2 protein-coding genes are annotated in these 5,068 nt (G+C 56.2%); both read left to right on the top strand.

Annotation, left to right across the window (positions count from 1 at the left end; genetic code table 11):
- The first annotated feature begins 223 nt into the window (after positions 1-223).
- Entirely contained in the window at positions 224-2,614 is a 2,391-nt protein-coding gene (locus K5905_RS27205; protein WP_297590163.1) for a HEAT repeat domain-containing protein, read from the top strand.
- A gap of 178 nt (positions 2,615-2,792) precedes the next feature.
- A complete protein-coding gene (lodA, locus tag K5905_RS27200; RefSeq protein ID WP_297590162.1) occupies positions 2,793-4,979 on the top strand; it encodes a CTQ-dependent lysine 6-oxidase LodA in 2,187 nt (728 codons plus the stop codon).
- Positions 4,980-5,068: the final 89 nt, after the last annotated feature.

Here is a 5,068-nt window from a genome sequence, read left to right as displayed (position 1 = left end):
CGCGTCGTCGACTGGATCAGTGGCAACTACAATTACAAGATGGGTGTCGGCCGGATCCGCAAGATCGGCACATCACCCTACAAAACCAGCTACCGGTCCATGTCCTTCGCCCGTCGCGACATCGCTTAAGGCGCGAAGGGACAGGTCTGATCAAGATCAAGGCGGGGACAAAGGTTTCCGCCTTATTCTTTGCTCAAAGACCAACGCTACAGGCTCTCCTGAAATGACCCTTGAAAACCCAGCGCTCCACGCATCGCCCGCCGCCCTGATGTTGAGCGCGGACATTCAGAACAGCCTGATATCTATCGCAAAATCCGGGTCCGCTCCTGAGCAATGCCTTGCCATAGAAACGCTCGGAGCATGGCAGCTGCCGGTTGCTCGCGAGGTGTTGCTTGAGGCAACACGCAACGACGATCCGGATGTGCGGGTCGATGCCCTGCAAACATTGGTCGAGATTGAGGCAATGGACCTTGGACAAGACTTTTTGTGGAGCGTGGAAAACGACCCTATTGGCGACGCCAAGGTGGCTGCCTTGCGCGGTCTGCGCGTCGAAGACAGGGACCTTGCAGGTCCGCTCCTGCGCAAACTGGTTCTGGACCGCTCCGAAGATGACGTTGCCTGGGAACATGATGGCGCGGACTGGGACGACTGGCTGGACGTCCAGAAGGAAGCGATAAAGACGATAGGCCGCCTTGGTATTGAGGATGCCGTTTCAGATCTCCTGGCCGCGGCAAATGACGAGTTTGGCCAGGACCTCTGGAATGAGGTTCTGGGCACCCTTGCCGAACTCGGTCGGCCAGGCCTCCTTGCGTTGATCGACACCGGGCAGAGCCCGTCGGAAAGACAACGCGCACGCACGGCACGTGCTCTCGGGTCATCAAAGGATCCGCTTGTTGTGAAGGCGCTTGACGCTCTCAGCCAGGACACAAGCGCAGACGTGCGCCTTGCAGCGTTGGAGACCATGCTGGAACGCAACGCACCGATATTCGACGCCCGTTTGCTCAAGGATACTTCTCCAGAAATCCGGGAGTTTGTTGCCGCAAGGTCTCCAACCGTTGCAACCGATGACCTGATTGATCTGGCAATTGCAGATGACGCCAGGGTTGTGAAACTTGCAGCGATAAAACGTCTATGCAATCGCCATCCCGCGAACGCGCAGGTTTCAAGGCTGCTTGATCATGCCGCACTGAAACTGCGCAGCGAACCTGAAGATTTCATAGCTGCTCTTGTCGAGGTTTTGGGCCGCAGCGGCACCAACGAAACTTTTGATTTTCTGCTCGAAATCGGAACCCACAACCCGAAGCCGGACGTCCAAAGGGCCGTACTCAATACGCTTGTAAATTTTGACCGCCCCGAAACGCTGGACCGTCTGACAGACGGCATCACCAGCAAGAGCCAGATGGTGCGCCTTTCTGCCCTTGCCTCGCTTGCCGCCCTTTCTGGCAAAGAAGGAATACTCGCAGACAATGCAGCCGCGGTGCTTCTGCTTGCAGCACGCGGAGATCTTGTTTCGGAGGAAGACGAAAGGCAAAACGAGGACGACCAGCGCCGGGAAAAGCAATTTGGCGCCCGCGCAAGGGATGATGATGGCGGCAACAGAAACCGGATCGTCCTGGATCGTGAGGGAAACATCGTGCAGCCGGAAAAGACTGAGGATCCAGTCAAGCTGAGCGACTATCGAAAGCCCGACGGAGACTTCGCCAGAGAAGAGGAAGCGGAAGAGGAAGCGGCCCAATCGCTGGACGAAACACACTCTGTGGATGCAGAAACTCTTGCGCATGATGAGAGCGAAAACATTGTCGAGTTCCCACAAAGCACGCTGGCAGCCATTCTCCAGGGCGACGAAGAACAGGTCGCCTTTGAAGAGGAAAAAATCTCTCTCTCCGAAAGAGATCTCGAATTTCTGGAACTCGCCCAATCCACGCTGAAAAAAAGGCGGGTCCGCCCGGATGTCGCTCCCAACACTGCCATGGATATCCGGCGCATTGCGGTTCGGTTGATCGGCGAGCAACTGCAGCCGGCTTTTACCAGGACGCTCCTGAGCTGCTGTACCAGTTCCGATGCCGAACTGAGAACGTCAGCATTGATCTCGCTTTTGCGGCGTGCGGAGCGGGGCATTATCTTGTCGGATGCCGAGTGGAAAAGTCTCCTCGACCTGCCACCGGACAATCATGTGCCAGCAAGCACGACACTCCTGGAACTTCTTTCCCTTGCGCCTGGCGATCTTGCGACTGCCCACCTGGAAGGTGCTTTTACCGGAGGCACAGATACTGACCAAATTGCCGCCTTAAAGGCCTTTGCAAGAAAAGGTGTTACGCCCACGGGAACGACTGAAATGCTGAACTCGGAAAATCGGTCGGCACGATTGGCTGCATTGAAATTCCTCTGCGAATTTCAGGATGAGCACTGCGCCGGAGATCTCCTACGTGCAGCGTTCCTGGAAAGCGGTGCCCTTGGAACCGAATTGGCAAAAGCACTTTCCAGCTGTGGCGCCTGCAAGCTGAGCGACCAGGTTCTTGCAGGATTGAGGGATGCTTGCGAAGACGGCGGCACAAGGCGATTGATAGCTCTGCAAGTTCTGTCCCGGACAGGCAAAGAAGTCGCAGCAATCTGAGCCCTGCCCATTCGTCTCCTTTGAACATCCACTTTTGAACCCCTCTCCGTCATATTGACGTGGAGGGGTTTTCGCATTTGCAGATTGCAACGCGAACAACATAAGATTTTTATAGTGATTTGCGATTCAAGAGCACTCCAGGCGGCACCTGCCGGTTGTTAGATTGAAAGGATGCAGCATGGACCAATCTCGAAGGCAATTTCTGGAACTGGCAACCGGAGCCGCGCTTGCTCCCGGATTGGTGTCCTCCGCAAATGCCCAGGACAGTGAAACCGGCATACTTCCAAGCACCACTTCCGGCTTGAAAATTCATCCCGCAATCGGCATTGCCAGACTGGGGGACTCAGGCGCCAATCTCGACAACCCGTTTGAATGGACCGAAACATACTACGCTGCGCCAGAGGAAATTGGCGGTCTTCCGCTGGAATTCGATCCGCGCGACCCTTCAAGCTCGGAACCTGTCAACACCTTCAAGGACAAGTCCGGGCAAATCCGTCGTCAGGCGGCCCTTTTCAGAATCTATCGCGACGATGGCAAAGGTGGCTCTGTTCCGGTGTCTTTGAATGACGAAGACATCAGGTCGATCCGCTGGAGCGTTCACATCGCCAACAAGAAGGCCGCCTGGTACGGCTTTTCCGAATTTCGCGGCAATCTGATGTTTGGCGAACAAAACAGCTATGCGAATATCGGGGTTGACCTTCGAAACTCGGTCATCAACGACGAAACCGAACGGCAAAAAAGACTGATTATTGATCCTGGTCCCAGAAGCGTTTCGACACCGGGAGACGTTGCACACTTCAATTCCTCTGCAAATCCGGACGTGTCTTCGGGATATGGTTTCGTTTCCTTCCCCGGCAGAAGCGGCATCAGCAAGGAACTTGGGTTTTCCGACAACGCCCTTTATCCCTACGAGATCAAGACGCTCGGTCAGATGACAATGGATACCGACGGCGGGTTAGCCATTCTGGGCGGTTATGGCAATGTCGGCGGTCCACGGGATGAGGGCATCCACTCCTTCGCCGGAGCGGACGGCTTTTTCGACGACACGTCGGATGGATCGGTGCGTGCCCACGTGACGTTGACCTCAGGTGAAGAACTGACGCTGGAGGCCTGGGTGATTGTGGCACCGCCAAAAGTCGCCCCGGAGTTGATTAACATCACGACATTAGACGACATCGTCTTTGACATGGCGGTCCGGCACAAAGGTGCTGCACCGGAGATTTTCGAACCTGCTGCCAAATCCTGGAACCAGGACTTTGTTGTGAGCTTTGACCGTGACATTCTCCCGGTTCTGGAACGCATGCGCAGTTATCAATGGGTTGCTGACGTCGCCCCGATGGTTGCCTATGCAACGCCGCCCTTCGACATGTCGGACCCGAGCGAGACAAACCGGGGCGCGCGTGAAACCTGGTTCAATTTGCTTCGAAGCCCGGAAGGCTCGGAAAACTGGGAGTTGGCGCCAGACCATCAGAAGCCGATGAATGAAGACGGGTTTCCGCTGATGCCGTTGAATTCAGGCAGCAACTCGGTGACCAACCATAACATCTCGAAATTCATGTCATTGACGCCGACCCAGTATTTCTTCTTCAAGCAGTGGGCAGCCGGCAGGTTTGAAAAGTCCGGTCCACGACGGACTGCCTTCCAGCCGAATGCGATCGACCGCGGTGCTATCGGCAATTGTGTCGGCGCCCCAATGTCGCCGGGTATCGAGGTGACCTGGTCGGTTCGAAACCCCATCCTTTTCCGTGATGACGACCCATACCGCTTGCTCGCGCAACCTTCCGAAGCCATCACGGAAAAAGGTCTTTCGCCGACCCGGGACGAAACCGAAGGCGGTGGCTGCCAGCCCGGTGACCTGACCAAACGAATGGCTGCACCTTGGCAGACGGACTTCTTTCTCTGCGGAGCGCAACCGGTCAGCTTCAAGGATCCGCTCATCAACAAAAGGCCCGAAGGCAGTCATACGGAGCATCTTCCTCCGCCCCCCACGTTCAACGCCTCCTGGTGGCCACCTCAAAGTCCGCTCTTCATCTACAGCGGCGCAGACACGGAAAATGCCCAGGTTCTGGACGGAGGTATCAGTATGGCGGAGCGCACGCAGTATCAGCGTGGGATTAACACGTTCATGCAGGCAATTCTGGCCTGGCGCTATCTCGGATTTGTCACCAATCGGAATGAAGGGCCGGATGCCGAGGCCTATCCGTTCTTCACGGAGAACGAACGAGAACACGCAAGGTTCCGCGCGGCCAAGGCGGAATTTACGAATGAAGGCAAACTTCGCATCGACATCGAGACCGAGGATGTGCCTTCCGAAAAGCTGAGCCGTTGGGCATTTCCCCTCCATTATTACGTTGGCCCGGAATGACACGGCCGGATGTGTGAGCCTGTCGATCAGAGCTGTGATGTCGCCATTCTGGGAGCCGGCCCGGCTGGTTGCGCTGCCGCGTTGTGTTT

The sequence above is a fragment of the Roseibium sp. genome, from assembly GCF_025698965.1.
Classification (GTDB): Bacteria; Pseudomonadota; Alphaproteobacteria; order Rhizobiales; family Stappiaceae; genus Roseibium.
The sequence above is the reverse complement of the archived record's forward strand: the minus strand, read 5'-3'. Positions and strand labels throughout refer to the sequence as shown.